Below are 20723 nucleotides of genomic sequence, written 5' to 3' on the forward strand. Positions count from 1 at the left end.
CCCCATGGTTCATGCAGAGTCTGAATGTGGACATTTTTTCTTATATGTAGACATAATGTCTACATATAAGATGACGCATATTCAAATGCTGGAGCACCACGTCAGAATTAGGATGTAGAAATAAGAATGGAAATAGCGTTGGAAGAGCTTCCTTGGTATAAACGGTGGTCATATAAAATTGCTGGCGCCAGCCTTGTGCCAACTATTGTTAGCGCCATAGGCTTTGCTTACATAGGTATACCGGAAAGCTTGCAGATAACTGTTAGGCGGTGGCTTCCAGAAACTGCTAGAGAGCACCTACTTCTTCTATGTACCACAGGTACTTGGCTAATTGTAGTTCTCGTTATAAGTGTTGTTTGTTTGATTTGGGGCGGCCTTGGAAGTCATGTGACTTTGACCCTAGTGGAACGCAAGTGCAGAGAAGTTTATGATTCTTATGTGTCTTTAAGGCAAGAAAGTGAAAGTAAATCAATCAATTGTTATAGGCTTTTTAGTAACTGGTTGTATTCATATAGTAACCATCTTGGTCTGACAGTAGATGAAAGGGTAAGCCTCTACAAGCTGGACATGGATTTATTTTCTTGTATTGGTAGATATTCAGAGAATGAACTGTTTAATAGCAAGCCCAATCGTCTTTATCCAAGGGAGCAAGGCGGTATATCTCGTGCCTGGGAAATGGGCAAATTTCAAGATACGGAAGCGCCAGACCCAGTGGATGATATGCAAGCTTGGGTTGACTACAATGTTAATAAATACTCGTTCACGGAAGAGGCGCTGTCAAACATAAGAATGAAGAGTCGGGCCTTTTATGGGGTTCGGCTAAAAAACTCTCGAAATGAAACTATAGCAGTGATTCTTTTCGAGTCGTTGAAACCAAATGGCCTGCCATTTGGAAAACTTGCGCGTCTATTAAATGAACAGGAAAAGACGAATTTAACAACACTTATTGAATCTTTGGATGAGCATATACCAACTCTAAAATCAGCCAGAGAGGAGGGGTTTTAATGAAAACTGTTATATCAAATATCATCAAGTATTTATTAAAAGAGTATCCACATAAATCTGAACTTTCAGCTTCACGGCTAACCAAAATGATTTACCTCATGGATTGGAAAAGCTCAATTGATTCTGGCCATCAGATAACTAATGCTCAGTGGCACTTCGATCACTATGGCCCTTATGTCGAAGATTTTGTGAAATTGGCGAAAGAAGATAAGGATATATCCGTTGAGAATACATCAAATTACTATGGCGGAAAAAAACAACTATTTAAGCTTAAAAAGAAATTTGAGGGAAGCTTTGACTTAACTAAAGAGCAAAAAGATATCGCTAACTTTGTTATCGATGCCACTAAGAAAAAAAACTACGAAGATTTTATTCAACTTGTTTATTCAACTTACCCCGTGATATCAAATGATCGATATAGCCATTTAGATTTAGTTGGCTCCGCTGAAAAATATAAGGAATTACTGGCCAACAACTCTACTAAAGCATTGTACCGGACAAGCCAATGAATTATTAAGTCCCATAGTAGCAGAAAAAAATCTTAATGAAATTCAAGAAGGCGTTCAAGTAGCAATAGACGAGACTAATCTAAATTATATTAATGGAGCAATCAACCTTAGTTGGGGCACCAAAATTATGCATACTGGCCTTATTCAAAACAATCAGTTTTATATTGCAGTCACGGCTTCAGATGCAGATAAATCTGGATTGAAAGGTGGTATTAAAGTTGTTGGTGCTGCATTGGTGGTGAAGGTTCATCTGAAACTAACGCTAGTAGAGTGTAAGCCGTATTCAGTTTTCTATCCCTGAAATACCGCCATCATCAATGGCTAAAATACCTTTACCTAAATAAGCGCCTCACAAAAGTGATGCCCTTTCACCCCAAAGGAATCCATCACACCCTTAGACCGTTCAGTGCAAAAAAAGTTACGCCCCTCTCCAGTGATGACTTAAACACAATCTGCTTATCCTTCGCAGGTTACGTAACCAGGTTGTTGGCCCACATCGCCACATCGCCACATCGCCACATCGCCATCATATTCAACTCCAGGCGCAGCCGGGTCATCCCCTCCCAAGCTTAAACAATTAAATACTTGATACTCTTCAGACCCAACCTTGACCGGTAAAACTCACCACACCCTGCAGTTGAATCTTCAACTGCCCTGAAAGCTTTGGGAGAAAGGATTAAGGTACCTCCAACCCACTGACAGATCTCAGGAATATCCACACACCTGTCGCCTGAATCATCATAAAGATTGGTGATGATGGGTTGCCACCAGTCGGCCATGGATGTATTCAACTCAGAAAACCAGATGACATCATCTATCGAGACGCCATCAGGCGAGTAGCGCGCTGTGTCCATCACATCCACTTCCAGCTCACGAAAACACGGCTGCGTTGAGCGTCATATTGCGTAGACTTTACTTACAGCCTCATCCCCCTCATCTTTGTAAATACGGGTTTAGGTTCATGCTGTTGTAGCAACCGCCCAATCGCTTGAAGCTGGGTTTTAATAACGTCCTGATTGGGGAGCGTACCGATACGAGCAGCCACAAGCTTTTCGTATTCACGGGTATGGTTCTTCAGGTGCCATCTTGAGCTAGGCATTAAGTGGTGAGGCGTGTAATCATCTTTGTGCACCAAGTAGACTCCGTTTGCAGGGTCGTTGATTATTATGCCGTGAGAATGTATGTGGATACGGGTATTACGGACCATGTTCTTTTCCCACCGACCTCTACCAAGACAAATGTGGTGCGCCGTGTGCTTAGAGCTCTGCTTAGGAGCTCCCTCAGCGTGTTAGTGTGGGTGCCCCAAGTAAGTAAGTGGTCCGCGCGCCCACTTAGTGATTACGTGGAACAAAATGCTGTATATTTAAGCAGTTCTTCTTGACCTTCAAGGTCAATAATGTATTATTTCTGGGAATAAAAATGGAAATAATTCCCCCCAAGGTTCCCGTATGAATAATGTACAAAAGCTGGAAAAACTACATGGCTTGATTGGTGAGGATCAGCTTACAGAGTTATTAGACATTACAAATAAGACATTCAAAAACTGGCTGAAGGAAGAAAGCATCCCTAAAGAAAGTACGGTTTCGGCCAAGTTTGATCAAATATTGGCCAGCATAGTAAACCCAGTAATATTACCTGCTTCTGATTTTACCTTCATTGACCTATTTGCCGGTATTGGCGGAATTCGTCGTGGATTTGAGTCAATTGGTGGTCAATGTGTATTTACTTCGGAATGGGATAAGTATTCTCAGAAGACTTATCGCACTAATTATCCTGATCATCATCCTGTAGTGGGGGATATCACCAAAGTCGATACAGCGCTAATCCCCGATCATGACGTGCTTCTGGCTGGTTTTCCATGTCAGCCTTTTTCTCTTGCTGGTGTATCCAAGAAAAACTCTTTGGGTCGTGCCCATGGTTTCGATTGCAGTACCCAAGGTACTCTTTTCTTTGATGTAGAGCGAATTATTGAAGCAAAGCATCCTAAAGCATTTTTACTGGAAAATGTTAAGAACCTTATGAGTCACGACAAAGGAAAGACGTTCAAGGTAATCACTCATTCTCTTCAAGAGAAGCTTGGGTATAAGATTTTTTACAGGGTAATTGACGCAAACGGATTTGTTCCGCAAAACCGTCAGCGTATATTTATAGTTGGGTTTCGTGATGATGTTTCGTTTGATTGGGGTGAATTCAGGCATCCGGGCAAGGGGACGGTAACAATGAAGGATATTTTGCACCCGGAAGATGGGAAAGAAAAATTTGAAAACCCTTTTACAGAAGGGAAAAGAGCAACTGTATCAAAAAACTTTATAATCACCACAAAGCTATGGAAATATCTAAAAAATTATAAGAAAAAGCATGAAGAGAAGGGGAATGGCTTTGGCTTTGGCATTGTGACTGGGGATGATACTTGCCGAACTTTGTCAGCTCGTTATCACAAAGATGGCTCTGAGGTTCTGATTTACAGGGGGAAAGGGAAAAACCCAAGACGATTAACCCCGCGAGAATGCGCTAGATTAATGGGTTATCCTGATTCGCTAAAAATTGGAGTGTCGAACACCCAGGCTTACCGCCAGTTTGGAAATTCTGTTGTTGTTCCGGTTGTTAATGAAATTGCACGTATTATGCAACCTCATATTCTGGACCTCGTTGAGCGTGATCGTGAAGTTATACCGGATCGACAAGACTTGTGGAAAATAGCCTAAAGCAGGAACGGCTTAGTAAAAAAACAACTTCTATCAATGGGAATGATGCGAATCTTGAAATGATCGGTAGAGCGGAATTTTTGAAAGTGGCTCCAGAGTGATTATATTGAGGGAGCACTATGTAATAAGTAATTGATGTGACCGAAAATCACTTTTGGGGGGGGATGGGTAGCATGGAGTTTAAAGACTGGGTATTTGATATTGCTAACGACGACTGGATTATTTACATAAAACGACTTTCCGCAAATGACACGGGCGCAACCAAAAGCCATCAGGTAGGTATTTACTTTCCAAATTCAGTGCTGGGCACAGTATTTCCGACAATAAATCGCATTGATGTAAAAAATCCAGATGTTAATTTCAGAGCGGTAGTTGATTCAGACGATGTTCCAGAACAAAGCCTTCGCGCAGTTTACTATAATGGTAAGGTTCTAAAGCAATCGACAAGAAATGAAAAAAGAATTACACGCTGGAGCACTGGAGTAGATTACACCCCGCTTCAGGATAAAGAAAAAACTGGGGCTATTGCAGTTTTTGCTTTTAATAACAGTGCAGGCGATTCTGAATACATGAGGTCTTGGGTTTGCCGAAACATAGAAGAAGAAAACTATTTGGAGGAACGTGTTGGTGAGGTGGACCCGAAAAGTTCGTATTTTGAGCGTGGAGATATAATTTTTGGAGGTGTACTTCCTGCCGGTTCGCTCAAAGTTGAAAAATATCCGCCCGAGTGGAACGATGCATTTCCCTCTGGTTCAGAAATCATCAACCACCTCTTCGCACAAGGTTTTCATGCTGAATTGGGTGTGGATTCTCGAATCTTGAAAAGGCGTGATCACGAATTTGATTTGTTCAAGCTTGTCGAGCACCACCACTCCTTTCCTTTGATAAAAAAGGGATTCGAAAATGTGGAAGGATTTATAAAATTAGCAAATTCTATTTCTAACAGGCGAAAATCACGATCAGGCAAATCTCTTGAATTACATCTTGAAAACATATTCAAAGAAGAGGGCCTTGATGACTTCGGTGTTCAGTGTACAACAGAAGGAAATAAAAAACCTGATTTTTTATTTCCTGACTGCGCTTCTTATCATGATCCCGAATACCCTGAAAATAAGCTACGTATGCTTGCGGTAAAAACAACAGTAAAAGATCGATGGCGACAAATTTTGAATGAAGCAAATCGTATTGATTTCTCCTACCTTTTTACCTTACAGCAAGGTGTTTCTGAAAATCAGTTCAAGGAAATGCAGGAAGAAAAGGTGAAATTGGTTGTTCCCAAGCCGTTGCACAAAGCTTTTCCTAAGGGGATACGTGGTGACATATATTCGCTTTCAGGGTTTATTGAAGAAACAAAAACTTTGTATTTGTAAGTAAGGGCTGGAGTCAGGCCTGAATGGTACTTACTTAAGGCAACAAGTTCAGTAAACATGGGACTTTCAAGCCAATAAGGCAAAAACGCAATATAGGACACCCACACTAACACTTGAACCCAACAAAAAATCACTGCACATTATCCCAGTATCCAGAAACTCAAGGAATGAGCCATGCCCCGCCCAAGGAAGCAACAAATCTCCCTAGATGCTACCCCCTACTACCACTCGGCTTTGGCATCCTGCGTCGCTCTGCGTCCTGCAGTCGTGTACCTCTCGCTGTGTACGCAGAGCCTTTCTCTGTGGACTGGATTCGTTAACGGGCAAGGATTACGAGCATCGTCGGCAATGGGTTGAAGACCGTATTCTATTTTTGGGTGAGATTTTCTGCATTGACGTGTGTGCCTACGCCGTAATGAGTAACCACCACCATGTGGTGCTACACATCAATATGGCTGATGCCCAAAGCCTGACGGACCTAGAAGTATGCGAACGCTGGCACAAGCTTTACAAGGGCACCCTCTTAACTCAGAAATTTTTAAAGGGTGAGCTACTCGACGAAGCCCAATGGCTTGCCGTTAAAGAAAAACTGGACCACTGGCGCCTTGAGCTGGCCAATATCAGCCGCTGGATGTGGGCCTTAAACGAACCCATTGCCCGTATGGCCAACGCCGAAGACCAATGTACAGGACGCTTCTGGACAGGTTTTTGCTCCTGCAAAACCTGCATTTCCAACATCCATGTTGGTCAGCGCCGGTTTAAATCACAAGCGTTGCTCGATGAAAAAGCCTTAGCCGCCTGTATGGCCTATGTGGATTTGAACCCCATTCGAGCCAGAATGGCCAAGACACCAGAAAGCTCTGACCACACCTCAATAAAACGCCGTATTGAAAACCAAGAGACTAATAACCCACAACCGTTAAAGCTCGCCGAATTTGTGGGTAACCCAAGAGAACCCATGCCCCAAGGCCTACCCTTTCATCTACAAGATTACGTGCAGCTTGTGGATATTACCGGAAGGGCTATTCGTGAAGACAAGCGTGGCTTTATCGACAATAACTTGCCTTCCATTCTTGAGCGCCTCAATATCTCCAGCCGTGAATGGCGTGTACTGACCACCCAGTTTGAATCTAAATTCAAAAGCTTGGCTGGGAGTATGGAAACGACGAAGAGTTTCCTGCCTGGGAGTTCGCTGATTTTGGTGAGCGTAATGTTGCGGAATCGAATCCTCCGAGACCTTATGATTTGATGAAAGAAAAGATAGATTCGCCGGAGGGACGTGACATATACGGTGGTAAAATGGGTGCTGTAGAGCCGACATCAAGCATAACATTGGATTAAAGTGGCTGAGCCTACGAGGCTTAGAAAAGGTCACGGGTTAATGGTTGCTATTCACAATGGTACATAATATGGTAAAGATTCAAAAATACCGCGAATATGAGCCCCTGCAGGGGTTTTTTGTCGTTTTTTAATGTTAGGGCATTGCTTTTCCATTATGGATAAATAAATGTTCCTCGATTAGTGAAAATTAAACAGTAAAGGCTAGTTGAGTTTATTCGGCCTGATAAGTGAGTAATTCGACAGCCTCGTTATGCACAAAATTTGTTAAACAGAGAGAAGGGTTAAAACAATGAAATACTTTATATGCACATTGTTCGCTATTGTGTTCGCAAGTAGTTCGGTTCACGCCATTATTTTGGATTTTGATGAACCGTTGGTCGGCTTCCAAACTAGCTATGGTGATGGTGATGCATTTTCAGAGGACGGTTTTTCATTAACAAACCATTCAGATAAGTATGGGTCATTTATCCGTTTCAACCCAAATAATCAAAACGCAATTGTTCCAAACAATGGGACAACGCATGTGGGAATAACGCTTGGTGGTGGTCCGATTTTAACACGCGATAACGGTGGCGTATTTTCATTTGTTTCGTTAGATATTGCTGAATATAGTGAACATGTAATGTTCATAGATACATTTAATTTGGCTGGGTATCAAGCAGATGGTGGAGTACTTTTGGCTGAACTATCAATTGATAAAATATTAGACGATGCCGGTGGGCATGATGATTTTCAAAGTTATCTATTAAACTGGAAAAACTTAACAAGCGTGGAATTTTTGTCTAGTGGTGTAGCTTTTGACAATGTAATTGTTAATACTGTTACGGAGCCATCAACCGTGTATTTGCTATTATTTTCAATGGTAGCAGTACTCATTTGGCGTAAGAAAAACATTGCTTGAATAAACCCTAATTATGCATAAATATGGCTAACTTAGGCACGCGAAATACTTATCCATATCATTTTTCAGTGTGTCATTTGAGTTCATGCTCAGCACTAACTGGCCATTTGGACGAATCAATCTTCCCGCGTAACTCAACAACCACCAGCTAAAGCTGGTGGGTTAGCATTACGGGCTGAAAGTCCGGATACGGGTCAACGAACTCTCGAGACACCCACACCTACACTTGAACCCAACAAAAAAATACTGTGCATTACACCAGCAAATAGCAACTCAAGGAATGAGCCATGCCCCGCCCAAGGAAGCAACAAATCTCCCCATTTTTTCAGACACCCACACCAACACTTGCACCCAACAAAATATCACTGTGCATTAACACAGACATCAGCTTCTGAAGGAATGAGACATGCTGCGCCCAGAGCAGCAACAAACCTCCCTATGAAGCCACGCCCTACTTACATTATACCTCTCGCTGCGTACGCCGAGCATTCCTGTGTGGGTTTGATGCACAAACCCAAAACGGCCCAGTACCTTCAGCTAACTATTGTGACGCGCTGAGTAAAACTGTTGGTTTTTTAAGCTACAACAGCAAACCTATGCGCCCATTCTGTAGTCACCAGGAATAAAAAGGCTTAGAGATCCCTCACCAGACACAATTCAACACTCATGAGCTCAGGGGCAAAACTAGTGTTTTTACGTAGCCAGATAGGCAGAAGGTAGGCGTTACGGGCCATGCAGCGCTACAGAGCGTGCGCATAAAGGTAGTGGCTTCAATGATCAGACTTTCACGAGAGCAATAAAAAAGGCCCGTCCATAGGGACGAGCCTTTTTCTATTTGGCGGTGGGCTAGGGATTCGAACCCCAGGAGCTATTACACTCAACGGTTTTCAAGACCGCCGCTTTCGACCACTCAGCCAGCCCACCGGAAGGGGCCGAATTATACATATGATTCCGCTTCTCGCAAGTGCTTGAGCAAAAAATTGCTGAATTAAGTCAAAGGCTTAGCGTTGCCGGGTGTAATGAGCCTGAACCTTCTACACTTAGCCCTCACAGTTCTTCTTCTAATATTCGCCAAACCGTTTCCAGTATGATGGGCTGTGCCTCGGCCGTTGGGTGTAAACGATCAGCCTGCATCAGCGCATTGTTGCCGGCTACGCCCTCCAGTAGAAAAGGCACGAGGGGCAATTGATATTTTTCCGCGAGTTGTGCGTATTGGTTATAGAAGGGGGCGGTGTAGCGTTTACCGTAGTTTGGCGGAAGCTGTATGCCTACCATTACAACTCGAATGCCGCGCGCCAGACAAAGTTCTATCAAGTGCTTAAGGTTGGCGCTTATATAGCTAACAGGCTTGCCCTGCAGACCATCGTTGGCGCCCATCTCTAATATAACCAGAGCCGGCTTATGAAGGTCTAAAAGCGATGGCAGGCGCTGTAGGGCCGCCGCACTGGTGGCGCCGCCCACCGATGCGTTAATTGCCTGATAGCCACTTTCACGCTCTTGTAGGCGTTTTGCCAACAGGGCAACCCAGCCCTGCTCTTCTGCTAGGTTGTAGGCGGCGCTCAGGCTGTCACCTACTACAAGGAGCTTTTTGTAGGGTTCAATGGCTGCATGGGCGCTAGCGCTGTATAGCGGCACAAGTATGGTTACGCACAAAATCACTCGATACAGAGTCGTTCTCATTTTAAGTAGGTAGTACATGATTAAAACCGTAAACCTCCACCAAAGAGTACCCGTTTTTGATGGGCACTTAGATATTCTTAAAGGTATAAACCTGGAAATCGCATCGGGCCAATCGGTAGCCATAATAGGCGCCTCTGGCTCCGGCAAGTCCACTCTGCTGGGTATGCTCGCAGGTTTAGATGTTCCCTCGGAAGGGCAAGTGTATTTAGACAATACCGAAATCACCAGCCTTGATGAAGAAGCCCGAGCACTGGTTCGCGCTCGGCTGGTTTCGTTTGTCTTCCAAAACTTCCAATTGTTGGGCAGCCTTACCGCCCTGGAAAATGTGATGCTGCCGCTGGAAGTAGCCAACCGCGCCAATATCGAACGACAAGCCAAGGATTATCTTGCACGGGTTGGGTTGTCTGAACGTGAACGTCACTACCCCAGGCAACTTTCTGGGGGTGAGCAACAGCGGGTTGCGCTGGCTCGCGCCTTTGCTTCAGAAGCACCCATTTTATTTGCCGATGAACCCACCGGAAACTTGGATTCAGACACCGGCCACACCATTGCAGACCTGCTGTTCGACATGAACCGTGAAGCCGGTACAACGCTAATTTTGGTAACCCACGATCAAACGCTCGCCACGCGCTGCGAACAACAATTCCGTATGGATGCCGGACGGCTCGACACTCAAGCTGTAAACCCCGCTGGAGCTCACGAATAATGAAATCCACCCTGCTGCTTCTGTGGCGAGACCTGCGTAGTGGAGAGCTGAGCATTTTGGTATTTTCACTACTGCTAGCCACCGCAACCGTTACGAGTATTAGTTTATTCACCAGCCGAATTCAAAATTCTATTCTCGACGAAGCAACTCAATTTCTCGCCGCCGATGTGCAAATTCGCAGTACCGTGCCACAACACAATCACTGGGAAGAACTAGCCGCCACGCACAATTTGCGCACAGCCAAGCTAATTTCGTTTCGAGCAATGGCTTTTACCGAGCAAGGTATGCAATTGGTGGCCGTTAAAGCCGCGACTGAAGAGTACCCCTTAAAAGGCGCCGTTACCCTTGCGAAACAACCCTTTGGCAAGGGCGAAAAGCATCAGCGTGGCCCAGCACAAGGCGAAGTGTGGCTTGCTTCACGCCTGTTTGCCGCTTTGCATATTTCCCCTGGCGACACAATCAGTATTGGCGACAAAGCGTTTATCGCTTCGCGTGCCTTGATCAAGGAGCCCGATAGCCCGCAATCATTTTTTGGTGTTGCCCCTCGGGCAATCATTAATCTTGCCGATGTAGAAGCCACTGGTGCGGTGCAAACGGGTAGCCGAGTGAACTATTCGTTACTGCTCGCCGGTACTAGCGAGCATATACAAGCGTTCAAAGATGTGGTGGAACCGCAACTGGGGCACCACAATCGCTGGGTGGGCGTTAAACAGGGTAATCGCAATATCGGTGATGCACTAGAACGCGCCGAAAAGTTTTTGCTACTCGCCGGTAGCCTAAGTGTTTTGTTAAGCGGCGTGGCCATAGCACTTGCGGCCCGTCGCTATGCCATTCGCCAATCTACATCCGTTGCTTTGTTAAAAACATTTGGCCAAACGCCTAGCGCAATTTCACGCCGCTATATTTCTATTCTGCTCATTTTAGGCATTAGCAGTGTGTTCCTGGGCAGTATTACAGGCTGGTTATTGCATAATTTAATTCTGCAAATATTAGGCTCACTCTTACCTCGGGAGCTTTCTCAGGCCTCTACCGATGCTTTTGCTACGGGTGCAATCTCAGGGTTTGTTACCCTTTTTGCCTTTGCGGCCCCGCCTCTACTCTCGCTGCGTAATGTTCCCCCCGCCGCCGTGCTGCGACAAGGTGCTGCAAACGGTATTATTAGCCCTCGTATTGCTGCCGCCATTGGGTTTGTCTGTGTTGTTGCACTTATTTTTGGCTACAGCGAGAGCGTTCTCATTACCGCCGTATTAGCCGCGGGCGGTATCGTTACTCTTGCCGGAGGCGGCGTACTGGCGTGGGGAATTCTCGCTCTGGGTAAATTGGTCAGTAACAAGCTTGGCAACGCCTGGCGGCTTGGCTTATCCAATTTGAAACGCCACCAGGGCTTTAACGCGGTCCAAATTGTTATTTTCTCTACGTTAATAATGCTGCTGCTAATTTTGATCGACACGCGTACTAGCTTAATCGGTACTTGGCAAAAACAATTACCGGAAAATACACCCAACCACTTTTTGTTTAACATTTTTAACGAAGAAAAGCCGAAAGTAGAAGCGCTTCTCGCCGAGTCTAACTTTGTCCACAGCCCGTTTTACCCCATGATGCGCGGCCGACTTATCATGGTAAACGCAGAGTCCGTTAAGCCTCGCGTAGAAGCCACCAGCTCGCAAATGAACTACCAAAGAGAGCTAAATCTTACTTGGGCCACGGCTCTAGGCAAAGACAATAGCCTAGTAAAAGGTGACTGGCATGGAGATGACGAGAGTCTATTAACCGTGTCGGCCGAGGCAGAGTACGCCAACGGTATTCAACTGGCTGTTGGCGACACACTAACCTTTAGTGTTGCCGGTCAGGAAGTTACCGCAATACTGGGTAGTATCCGTTCAGTGCAGTGGGATTCCATGAACCCCAATTTTTTTATGATTTTTAATCAGCCTCTACTCGACAACACCGCCACAAACTGGTTAACCAGTGTTTATCTCCCCGCAGGCCAAAAAACCTTTCTTAACCAATTGGCGAGAGATTTTCCAACCACGTCTATCATTGAGCTCGACCAGATGATTACGCAGATGCAGAGTATTATCCACCAAGTATCTCTGGCGGTGGAATTTATTCTTGTGCTGGTGCTCGCCGCAGGCATACTGGTGTTAATTACCAGTATTCAAGCAACACTGGACATTCGCTTTCAGGAAAGCGCAATTTTAAGAACCCTTGGCGCCAGAAGGCGATTTGTAAACCAAGTACTTATTATTGAATTTTGTAGCCTTGGCTGTATGGCGGGTTTGCTGGGCACCCTTGGTGCACAAATTTCACTCTATTTTATACAAACACAGGTGTTTAAACTGGACTTTACCGCCAACCCATTGATAATACTCAGCGGCCCTGCTGGCGGCGCCATCCTCATTGGTTTAATCGGCTGGCTGTCGGCCAGAAAAGTTACCCTAAGACCACCACTCACAATTTTACGCGCGCTAGAATGACAGAACAGTTAACAGGGAACACCTTAAAAACCAAGCTTAACTTGGAAACGGCGACCATTGCTTGGCGAGACCTGCAACGTTTTTTTGCCGCCGGTAACGCAATAATGGTCGCCCCAGAGCTGGATCTCATCAACGTCGCCATGGCGATAAGTGAAGACAAAGCCACAGAGTTAAAAACCTGGCTCGACGAAGCTAAAGTGCAACCGGTTCCCGACCCACAGGCTCTGCAATGGTATGAAAACGATACCCCTGTTTGGGCCGTGGTTATATCACCCTGGGTATTAGTGCAGGTAAAGTAGCTTGCCTTACCTTATCTGGGCGTAGCGCTTTGCTACATGTCAATCAAGGTGTAAATCCGAAACACCAACGCTACCGAAGCGGCTACAATAGTGTTACCCAAAAGGTATTAAGGTAAACATCTCCGTTGAACAACAACATCGAGGTGGTCCCTCCCCCCCAACCCACTACCCCCAAGACTCGTAAGGAGACAGTATGGCCTCCGCCAATATACGTAGTTTGGCAGCTACGGTTTTACTCTTTGCAGCTATCCTATTCGTTGAACTCTTTGGTATCCCAGGTGCGAATTTAACCCATGCGCAAGAAATTACAGCAGCCATTCTCATTGTTGCCGCTGTATTATGGGTTTCAGAATGGGTTTCCCTGTTTGTCGTTAGCTTTCTTATTCTTGCGCTGGAAATTGTCTGGCTTTTACCGGCGTTTAACGAACTCAGTACAACGCCGATAAAAACTAACGTATTCTTTAGCCCGTTTTTTTCCAATATTATTTTGCTTTTCCTTGGTGGTTTTGTACTCTCAAGCCTGATGCAAAAATACGGGTTGGATATTCGTTTCGCACAAATGATTTTACGGCGTACCAAAGGTCTGCCCTCTATGACCTTGCTGGGCATTATTATTGCGTGTTCTTTTTTGTCGATGTGGATCAGTAATACCGCGACAACAGCCATGATGCTGACAATGGTATTCCCTCTAATCAAAAAGATTCCCGACGAAAATCCCTTTCGTAAAGCCTTAGTTCTGTGTATACCTTTTGCCTGTAATTTAGGCGGTATAGGCACACCCATAGGCACGCCACCCAATGCCATTGCCCTCACCTACCTCACGCAACATGGCTATACCGTAACTTTTGCCAAGTGGATGGCGCTTACCATGCCGTTCATGATTGTATTTCTACTGATACTCTGGCAAATGTTGGTGCGTTTATTCCCCGCCGGTGACTTGCGCTTAGAAGTGCCAGAAAGGCACACCGGTAAATTTGGCGTTAAACACTGGGCGGCGGTTGCCGTTTTCACCATTACCGCCCTTGGCTGGTTTTTCGCCAGTAAACTCGGCCTAGCAACGGGCACCGTGGGGCTATTCCCCGTTATTGTTTGCTTCTGGTTCGGACTTTTAAGCACCAAGGATTTCCGTGATTTACCCTGGGATGTGCTCTACATGGTATCCGGTGGCTTGGCTTTGGGCGTTGCGCTCAATGTAACCGGGCTGGGGGAAGTTTTAATTAGCGCTTTACCCCTCAATGGCTCGCCATTCATTCTGCTACTCATTACCGCCGCCGTTGCCGGCTTGATGTCTACGGTTATGAGTAATACGGCTACTGCTGGCTTGGTTATCCCCCTGGTAATGAACCTGCCCTTCGAAAATGAATTTATCCTTGCCCTTGTGGTAGCTCTGGCGCTAATGTGTTCCATGGCTATGGCACTGCCCGTCAGCACACCGCCGAATGCAATTGCTTTTAGTTCTCGTGCAATTAAAAGTAAAGATATGATTCTAACCGGCGGATTAATTACTATTGCTGGCTATATATGTGTCGCCTTCATTGGCCCTCCCTATTGGGAATTCATAATATCTATAATGGGCGTATAACAATAAAACTAGCGTGTTGGCTCCATAAGCTTTGTGCTTATTTGAGCCAACTGACGATTCCTCGGGGGATTCATTATGGGAGAAATAATGGAAGTTAAAATTCAAAAATGCCAAAATTGTCAGTCCAGAAATTTACGCAATGTTCTCGTTCGCGACGAACTACAAAAAGTTTTTGTGCAGTGTAGAGACTGCGGTGGGCTGGTTGCTCGCTACCTGCTAAGTAAAGGCGGCTATTTTCACGCAGGGCGTGGCTTTGAAAGCTTTCTTCGCTCACTGGAGCGTGATGGCGATATGATGAGTGGCCGCAACATAAATACGAATTTCGAAGATCTAGAGAATCAGATCGACGAGGAGTATAAAGAGCTGACCAACATGATGACCGATATTTACGGCGAAAAACTTCCCTAACCACCGGGCCCCCGGGTTTTGGAGTGCTGGTATGCAAGACGTTGATATTACCGTCATCGGTGGCGGCATAAATGGCGTAAGTGTTGCCGCAGAAGCGGCAAGCCGTGGTTTAAAAACCCTATTGGTTCACACCGGCGACATCGCTTCCAGTGCTTCTGCAGCTCCAGCCACCCTCGCCGGTACACACCTGCAACATCTGTCCGCGCTCGATTACTTTCAATTAAATAGCATGCTCGATGAACTACAGCGCCTAAGAACGCAGGCGCCTCATTTAATTGAGCTACTACCGGTTACCAACATAGCGGGCGAAGCCATAAAGGAAAAAGGTCATAGCCTCGTCGAAAAGTATTTTCAAGGTTTAAGAGATAAGGCTTTTGCCAGTGTTTGCGGTGACAAGCTATCCCCCGCCCCCCAAAGCTTGGCCGCACGCATTAAACCTTCGAGACTCATCCTCGCAAAAGCGCAACAGGCACAAAAATACGGCGCCGAAATACTCACCTACCACAAGGTAATAAACGCCCTACGCAACGAGAATAGCTGGCAACTCGAACTCGAATCGCAACAAGAAAAATCAGAACCCCATAAAACCCTCACCAGTAAGCTCATAATTAATTGCAGCGGCTACTGGGCCAACGAACTATTAGAAGAAGTACTCAAAGTAAAAACACGCTGCCACGCGACCAAAGAGCATCGCACACAATTTTTTTTCAAAAACCCCCTACCAACGGCCAACAACCTTTACCCGCAAAATTTTGTACTGAAGCTTCAGGGCGAAAGCCGCCATGCCTATTATGTCTATGCCATCGACGACCAAGTGCTCGCATTTGGGCCGCGAAAATGCGACCAGCAAGGTTACGAAGAATGCATAGACCTGATGCAGGATTTTATCGATACCTGGAATAACAACGCACTTAAAAATGGATTGGAAACTCGACTAACACGCGATCATTTTATTCACAAACGCAAAGCAAAACTTGCGCTGATTGCTGACCCCTGCTCAACCAACGATTCACCCATGACAGCCCCACTACTGGACCTAGACAACCCTGGAAAAAAAGGCGTTTTACTCAATATATTTGGCGTAGACCCGGCGCTACACCGCAAGGTCGCGCAACAAGCCTTAGATGTTTTGCAGCCATTCACAAAGAAACGCAGGCATGCGCGTTTTACCGATGAAATACTGCCAGGGGGCGATATTACACAAGCCAGCCTTGCTGAATTTATTGAGGCGTTATGCGATGAATTCAGTCAACTTCCTCGCGCACTACTGCATAGGTTGGCCCATAACTACGGCAACTTAACCTATGTTGTATTGGGGCACTGTAAAAGCGTCAATTTACTGGGCAAGCATTTCGGGCACCACCTTTATGAACGTGAAGTACGCTACTTAATGGATATGGAGTGGGCGATTAATGCGGATGATATTGTGTGGAGACGTACGCTACTGGGTATCGAATTCAATCCAGCCGAAATTGAAGCTCTAAACGCTTGGATGCAGGCCAACCAATCCGTTTAAATTCCCTCCGCTATGCCGTGACGCTAGTTACAACTTGTCGGCCCGATTGCTTCTATTATTAAAACTATTCAAGCTTTTCATAATAATTAACTTATAATTTCCCCGCTGTTATCCACTCCAAATCCCCCTTCATTTGACAAGGAAATATCATGACACTGGACATCGAGGCTCTGCTTAAGCAAGCCCCCGAATTGATTGTTACCTATGGAATAAAGATCGTTCTCGCAATTGTTATTTATATTGTGGGTAAATGGCTGGCAGGGCTCTTATCTAAGCTACTTGAAAAAGGCATGAACGCCCGTAATATCGACCCAACCATTTGCAATTTTACAAAAAATATCACTTATTACGTACTCGTCGCACTCGTTTTTATCACCGTACTTGGGCAAATTGGCGTCCAAACAGCCTCTTTCGTCGCGGTTGTAGGTGCTGCGGGCTTAGCGGTTGGCCTAGCGCTTCAAGGGTCTCTAGCCAATTTTGCAGCGGGTGTTTTACTGGTGTTGTTTCGTCCGTTAAAAATTGGCGACTACGTGGAAGCTGGCGGCACCTCTGGCACGGTAAAAGAAATATCCATTTTCTGCACCATAATGACCACCCCCGACAACAAAACCGTCATCGTGCCCAACTCCGGCATCATGGGCGGCAATATTATCAACTACTCCACCCAGGAAAAGCGCCGGGTCGATTTTATTGTCGGCGTCGCCTACTCAGCAAACCTCGATACTGTGCGTAAAGAGCTTCAAGCCATTGCCAGCGAAGATGAACGCATTCTTCAGGATCACGATGTAACGATTGGCGTGGCTGCATTAGCCGATTCCTCCGTTAATTTCGCTTTCCGCGTATGGGTTAACAGCGCCAACTACTGGGGCGTTTTCTTCGAAACCAATGAGAAGATCAAGAAGCGCTTCGACGCTCAAGGCATTCAAATACCCTTCCCGCAAATGGACATTCATATCGCAAAAGAATAAATTCCTCGCGCGCCCGGTTTAGCCGCCTGTTTTGGTGGCTAAACCGTATCCAAGACCACCCTCCAAGCTTTATTTTTGACACAAATTCCGATTTCTAACACCTCTGCCCATTGACTCAAGTCAACAAGCTGCGATTAAATACGCGCTTCAATAGCGGCACCTTAAAAACCACAACATATTGGGATCGGGAATGACCAATACCACTACAAATAGTTCTTTGAGCACATCAATCAACAATGAAAAACACGCCAAACCCAAGCTGCAAGCGGCCTCGGCAGACATATGGGACAAGAAATATCGACTAAAAGACGCACACGGAACACCCGTCGATAACGATATTAAGGGCACCTACGCACGGGTGGCCAAAGCGCTGGCAGAACAAGAGCCAAAGCGCAAAAAATACTGGGAAGAACAGTTTCTCTGGGCCTTGGAAAACGGCGCAATTCCAGCCGGGCGTATCATCTCCAACGCTGGCGCCAGCCAATACAAACCGGCCACCTCCACCATCAACTGTACGGTGTCCGGCACCATTCAGGATTCCATGCAGGGCATCTTGCAAAAGAACCTAGAAGCAGGCCTAACACTGAAGGCTGGCTGCGGCATTGGATACGAATTTTCTACCCTACGCCCTAAGGGCGCGTACGTTTCCGGCGCTGGTGCATACACCTCCGGCCCGCTGTCGTTTATGGATATATTCGACAAAATGTGCTTTACCGTATCCTCCGCAGGCGGGCGCCGCGGCGCGCAAATGGCCACGTTCGATGTTCATCACCCCGATGTTCAGGATTTTGTTAAGGCCAAGCGCGAAGACGGCAAGTTGCGTCAGTTCAACTTAAGTCTGCTGATAACCGACGACTTCATCACGGCGGTTAAAGAAGACACCCTGTGGCCACTGTCATTCCCTATGTCCGACAAAGACATGGAGCACATGCCCATCGATTTGAACGACGCCGAGCAGGTGCACTGGCGACGAGTGTCCAATGCAGAAAATTACATTACCAATGACGAAGGCCTAACCGCCTGTCGCATCTACCGAAAAATACCCGCGAGTCGCCTGTGGAACCAGATTATGAGTTCCACCTACGATTATGCCGAGCCCGGCTTTATTCTTATCGACAAGGTCAATCACCAGAATAACAACTGGTTTTGTGAAAACATTCGCGCCACAAACCCCTGCGGTGAGCAACCTCTGCCCGCCTACGGCAGCTGTTTGCTCGGCTCGGTAAACCTCACGCTTTTTGTCGAAAACCCGTTTACCGAAGACGCTCGCTTCGACTGGGACCGTTACCGTAAAGTGGTCGCCACGTTCACTCGCATGTTAGATAACGTCGTAGAAATTAATGGCCTCGCACTCGAACAGCAACAGGCTGAAATTAAGAGTAAGCGTCGCCACGGCATGGGTTTCCTTGGCCTTGGTTCCACTTTAGCCCTACTGGGTATTTCTTATGGTAGCTCCGCGTCTATTGCGTTCACCGAGCAAGTTAGCCGTGAATTAGCGATAACGGGCTGGCAGCAAGGTGTTGAACTGGCCAAAGAAAAAGGTATGGCACCAAAACTAGCCGAAGAAATTGAAGTAACCGAAGCCATGCTGCAGCAACGACCAGAAATGGTAAAAGACGGTATTAAAGCGGGTGATAAGGTTACAGGGCGTATTTTGCTCAGCCGCTATAGCAAGTACATGCAAAACCTAGGAGAAGAAGCGCCAGAGTTGATCAACGAGATCGCTGAACACGGCAGCCGCTTCACGCATCATTCGTCCATTGCGCCCACAGGCACTATATCGCTGTCTTTGGCCAATAACGCGAGTAACGGTATCGAACCCAGTTTTGCCCACCACTATGCGCGCAATGTTATTCGCGAGGGCCGTAAAACCAAGGAAAAAGTGGATGTGTTTTCCTACGAGCTGCTGGCCTATCGCCACCTTGTCGATACCGACGCAACGCCAACCAACCTTCCCGACTACTTTGTCAGTGCCGACAGCGTTACGCCACAGCAGCACGTAGACGTTCAGGCAGCCGCGCAAAAGTGGGTAGATTCCTCCATATCCAAAACCATCAATGTACCTACCAACATAGCTTACGACGCGTTCAAGGATATTTACCTGTACGCCTACGAAAAAGGCTTAAAGGGCTGTACCACCTTCCGCTTTAACCCCGAAGCCTTCCAAGGCGTTCTGGTAAAAGAAGAAGACCTAGCCAACACCACCTACTGCTTTGAGCTGGAAGACGGTACAAAACTGGAATTGAAAGGTAACGAAACAGTCGAATATGACGGCGAACAGCATAGCGCCGCCAACCTGTACGACGCCCTTAAAGAAGGCTATTACGGAAAATTCTAATGAGCACAAACACAGTCACAATCGAGAAAAAAATTACCGGCTACTCTATTCAAAAGGAAAAGGCCGAAACCGAAGTGCAAACAGAGCCCACAGAACCTGCAATCGAGCATATGCACGAGAACGTAGGTCGCCCAGAAATACTGCTGGGCTCCACCTACAAAATCAAAACCCCGCTGTCGGACCATGCGCTGTATATCACCATAAACGACATTATCCTTAACCCCGACACCAACCATGAAGTGCGTAGACCCTTTGAGATATTCATTAACTCAAAAAATATGGATCACTTTCAGTGGGTTGTGGCACTTACCCGCGTCATTTCAGCGGTTTTCCGCAAAGGCGGCGATGTTACCTTCCTTGCGGAGGAACTTATGGCGGTGTTTGACCCAAAAGGCGGTTACTTCAAATCGGGCGGGCGCTTTATGCCTTCACTGGTTGCAGAAATTGGCGACGCCATTCAAACCCACATGAAAACTATCGGCTTAGTGAAAACCGAAGAGCTTTCTGGGATACAAAAACAGATTCTGGCGGAAAAACACGCCGAATACGAAGCAGAACGCGGAAAGAAGTCTGTCGAGGGCGAGTTTCCTGAAAGTGCGCAGCTGTGTATGAAGTGTTATACCAAAGCCATGATTCTTATGGATGGCTGTATGACCTGCCTAAGCTGTGGCAGTTCCAAGTGTGGTTAAGCGCTAAGAACGGTTAAGCCATAAGAAGATTAAACCACAGCCTCGCTTCGGGTTTAAATTTCATGCATTAGCCCCAATCTATAGCGTTAGAACAGGGAACCCAAAACAATTTCTGGTGCCTAAACACCTGAACTTTAAAGGGTTTTCTGCCCCTGCAGGCACTCATGAAATGTCTAAATTACTATAGACAGACCCTAATGGGGCTTTGTATCATGAACCGAAAATAACC

17 protein-coding genes, 1 tRNA gene and 1 pseudogene are annotated in these 20723 nt (G+C 46.1%); 15 read left to right on the top strand and 4 right to left on the bottom strand.

Annotated features, from left to right (window positions below; genetic code table 11):
• The first annotated feature begins 126 nt into the window (after positions 1-126).
• On the top strand, positions 127-1005 hold the full coding sequence (locus H5336_RS01375; RefSeq protein WP_185230707.1) for a hypothetical protein: 879 nt from the start codon (positions 127-129) through the stop codon (positions 1003-1005).
• Entirely contained in the window at positions 1005-1514 is a 510-nt protein-coding gene (locus tag H5336_RS01380; RefSeq protein WP_185230709.1) for a Panacea domain-containing protein, read from the top strand. The genes H5336_RS01375 and H5336_RS01380 overlap by 1 nt, the downstream gene beginning before the upstream one ends.
• A 569-nt stretch (positions 1515-2083) precedes the next feature.
• Here the strand turns inward: H5336_RS01380 and H5336_RS01385 are convergent.
• Both H5336_RS01385 and H5336_RS01390 read right to left on the bottom strand, forming a co-directional pair.
• A complete protein-coding gene (locus H5336_RS01385; RefSeq protein ID WP_185230711.1) occupies positions 2084-2371 on the bottom strand; it encodes a hypothetical protein in 288 nt (95 codons plus the stop codon).
• Between the two features lie 59 nt (positions 2372-2430).
• Positions 2431-2784: pseudogene (locus H5336_RS01390) on the bottom strand (AHH domain-containing protein); the annotation flags it as partial.
• Positions 2785-2962: 178 nt separating this feature from the next.
• Between H5336_RS01390 and dcm the strand changes: the two are divergent.
• From dcm to H5336_RS01410, 4 genes are all read left to right on the top strand, one after another.
• Positions 2963-4219 (top strand): DNA (cytosine-5-)-methyltransferase, encoded by a 1257-nt coding sequence (dcm, locus tag H5336_RS01395; protein WP_185230713.1) that lies wholly within the window; start codon positions 2963-2965, stop codon positions 4217-4219.
• 137 nt (positions 4220-4356) lie between these two features.
• Positions 4357-5589 (top strand): type II restriction endonuclease, encoded by a 1233-nt coding sequence (locus H5336_RS01400; RefSeq protein WP_313555713.1) that lies wholly within the window; start codon positions 4357-4359, stop codon positions 5587-5589.
• A 208-nt stretch (positions 5590-5797) separates the two neighbouring features.
• Complete coding sequence (locus H5336_RS01405) at positions 5798-6838, top strand: hypothetical protein (RefSeq protein WP_246438994.1); 1041 nt, start codon at positions 5798-5800, stop codon at positions 6836-6838.
• Between the two features lie 381 nt (positions 6839-7219).
• Entirely contained in the window at positions 7220-7831 is a 612-nt protein-coding gene (locus H5336_RS01410) for a hypothetical protein (RefSeq protein WP_185230715.1), read from the top strand.
• An 836-nt stretch (positions 7832-8667) separates the two neighbouring features.
• Here H5336_RS01410 and H5336_RS01415 read toward each other — a convergent pair.
• Positions 8668-8755 (bottom strand) — tRNA-Ser (locus H5336_RS01415).
• A 123-nt stretch (positions 8756-8878) separates the two neighbouring features.
• Positions 8879-9529 (bottom strand): arylesterase, encoded by a 651-nt coding sequence (locus tag H5336_RS01420; protein ID WP_185230717.1) that lies wholly within the window; start codon positions 9527-9529, stop codon positions 8879-8881.
• Here H5336_RS01420 and H5336_RS01425 point away from each other — a divergent pair.
• The 9 genes from H5336_RS01425 (at position 9528) to H5336_RS01465 (ending at position 20494) form a co-directional block, all read left to right on the top strand.
• Entirely contained in the window at positions 9528-10217 is a 690-nt protein-coding gene (locus tag H5336_RS01425; protein ID WP_185230719.1) for an ABC transporter ATP-binding protein, read from the top strand. The genes H5336_RS01420 and H5336_RS01425 overlap by 2 nt on opposite strands.
• Complete coding sequence (locus H5336_RS01430) at positions 10217-12694, top strand: ABC transporter permease (protein WP_185230721.1); 2478 nt, start codon at positions 10217-10219, stop codon at positions 12692-12694. The genes H5336_RS01425 and H5336_RS01430 overlap by 1 nt, the downstream gene beginning before the upstream one ends.
• Positions 12691-12993, top strand: coding sequence for a DUF2288 domain-containing protein (locus H5336_RS01435; RefSeq protein ID WP_185230722.1), 303 nt, complete (start codon positions 12691-12693; stop codon positions 12991-12993). Before H5336_RS01430 ends, H5336_RS01435 begins: the two co-directional genes overlap by 4 nt.
• A 193-nt stretch (positions 12994-13186) precedes the next feature.
• Positions 13187-14575, top strand: coding sequence for an SLC13 family permease (locus H5336_RS01440; protein ID WP_185230724.1), 1389 nt, complete (start codon positions 13187-13189; stop codon positions 14573-14575).
• An 87-nt stretch (positions 14576-14662) separates the two neighbouring features.
• On the top strand, positions 14663-14983 hold the full coding sequence (locus H5336_RS01445; RefSeq protein ID WP_185230726.1) for a hypothetical protein: 321 nt from the start codon (positions 14663-14665) through the stop codon (positions 14981-14983).
• Between the two features lie 31 nt (positions 14984-15014).
• On the top strand, positions 15015-16499 hold the full coding sequence (locus H5336_RS01450) for an FAD-dependent oxidoreductase (protein WP_185230728.1): 1485 nt from the start codon (positions 15015-15017) through the stop codon (positions 16497-16499).
• A 149-nt stretch (positions 16500-16648) separates the two neighbouring features.
• Entirely contained in the window at positions 16649-17467 is an 819-nt protein-coding gene (locus H5336_RS01455; RefSeq protein ID WP_185230730.1) for a mechanosensitive ion channel domain-containing protein, read from the top strand.
• Between the two features lie 190 nt (positions 17468-17657).
• On the top strand, positions 17658-19805 hold the full coding sequence (locus tag H5336_RS01460) for an adenosylcobalamin-dependent ribonucleoside-diphosphate reductase (protein WP_185230732.1): 2148 nt from the start codon (positions 17658-17660) through the stop codon (positions 19803-19805).
• Positions 19805-20494, top strand: a complete 690-nt coding sequence (locus tag H5336_RS01465) for a TSCPD domain-containing protein (RefSeq protein ID WP_185230734.1) — start codon at positions 19805-19807, stop codon at positions 20492-20494. Before H5336_RS01460 ends, H5336_RS01465 begins: the two co-directional genes overlap by 1 nt.
• Positions 20495-20723: the final 229 nt, after the last annotated feature.

The organism is Teredinibacter franksiae, assembly GCF_014218805.1.
GTDB classification, from domain to species: domain Bacteria; phylum Pseudomonadota; class Gammaproteobacteria; order Pseudomonadales; family Cellvibrionaceae; genus Teredinibacter; species Teredinibacter franksiae.